Here is a 1,467-nt window from a genome sequence, read left to right as displayed (position 1 = left end):
CACCCTCTCCGGCCACCTGGCTGCTCAGGCCATTCTGGCTGCCCACAGGGATCCCTGATAGGAGGACTTAAAACCGGCTTAAAACCGTCGTGAAGCCGCTTGCCAACTCCAAACTGCTGTCTCCTTTTATGGAAGAAGGGGACTTTTGCTGTGGGAAAAGAGCTGGAAGTGAGCGCAACATAGCAATGGGGAGCTGGAACAGGCTCCGCTCGCAGCTCTGGAAACCCGCAGTTTATGGCTCGACTGGAAGATCTCACCCCTGGCGCCAAGGTCAAAGGGATCCTGCCCAATCAAACCGTTGCCATCGTGAGTGTGAGGTGGTACGGCAGCAGCACCATCGAGGCCATCTACAAAGACACTCAGGGGCGTCTCCATTCAGAGCTTCTGTTTCGGGATAAAGAGCCAACCCTAGAGGTGGTAGCCGAGGGATCCCTTGGCAACTTCGAGGGAGACGGCGCCTTATTTCGCCTAGCTTCAGAGGCCTATCGGATTCGGCTGGCGCACCTGTTTGATCCCTTGCTGGCCGTTCACACCTCTCTGGTAGAACCCCTGCCCCACCAGATCAGCGCCGTCTATGGGGAAATGCTCACGCGGCAGCCGCTGCGGTTTTTGCTGGCCGATGACCCAGGTGCCGGCAAAACCATCATGGCAGGGCTTTTGGTTAGAGAGCTATTGATTCGAGGTGACTTGCACCGCTGTCTCATCGTTTGCCCGGGGAGTCTAACGCTGCAGTGGCAAGATGAGATGGTGCAAAAGTTTCATTTGCCCTTTGAGATCTTGACCAACGATCGCATTCAAGCCGCCCGAACTGGCAACCCTTTCCTGGAGATACCTCTTCTCATTGCCCGCCTCGATAAGCTCAGCCGAGATGAGGCCCTGCAGGAGAAACTGAGGCAAACTGATTGGGATCTGGTTATTGTTGATGAGGCCCACAAACTCTCCGCATCCTTCTTTGGGGGAGAAATCAAAGAAACCAAGCGTTACAAGCTGGGCAAGTTGCTCTCGCAGCTAACACGCCACTTTTTACTGATGACAGCCACTCCCCACAACGGTAGAGAAGAAGACTTTCAGCTTTTTTTGGCTTTGCTGGATGGGGATCGCTTTGAGGGGAGATTCCGAGATGGAGTTCATACCTGTGATGCCTCGGATTTGATGCGGCGGCTGGTGAAAGAAGACCTGCTCAAGTTCGATGGCAAGCCTCTCTTTCCCGAACGGCGAGCTTACACCGTCCAGTACGTCTTGTCTGACCTGGAAGCCAGGCTCTATAAGGAAGTGACCGATTACGTGCGCGAAGAGTTTAACCGCGCGGAAGCTTTAGAGCAAGGTAGCCGCAAAAGGACGGTCGGTTTTGCTTTAACCATCCTGCAACGTCGGCTAGCCTCTTCTCCAGAAGCGATCTACCAATCCTTGCTGCGAAGACGAGAGAGACTGCAGCGGAAGCTAAAGGAAGCACAATTGCGCAGCCGG

At 54.6% G+C, this 1,467-nt stretch carries 1 protein-coding gene; it reads left to right on the top strand.

All coding sequences use genetic code 11. The features are described from left to right. Positions 1-234: 234 nt before the first annotated feature. Positions 235-1,467: DEAD/DEAH box helicase (locus NW838_RS00730; RefSeq protein ID WP_414427304.1), on the top strand; the 1,233-nt coding region annotated here is incomplete at its 3' end.

Origin of the sequence: Synechococcus sp. R55.2, assembly GCF_047462075.1 — a bacterium.
Lineage (GTDB): Bacteria > Cyanobacteriota > Cyanobacteriia > Thermostichales > Thermostichaceae > Thermostichus.
The sequence above is the reverse complement of the archived record's forward strand: the minus strand, read 5'-3'. Positions and strand labels throughout refer to the sequence as shown.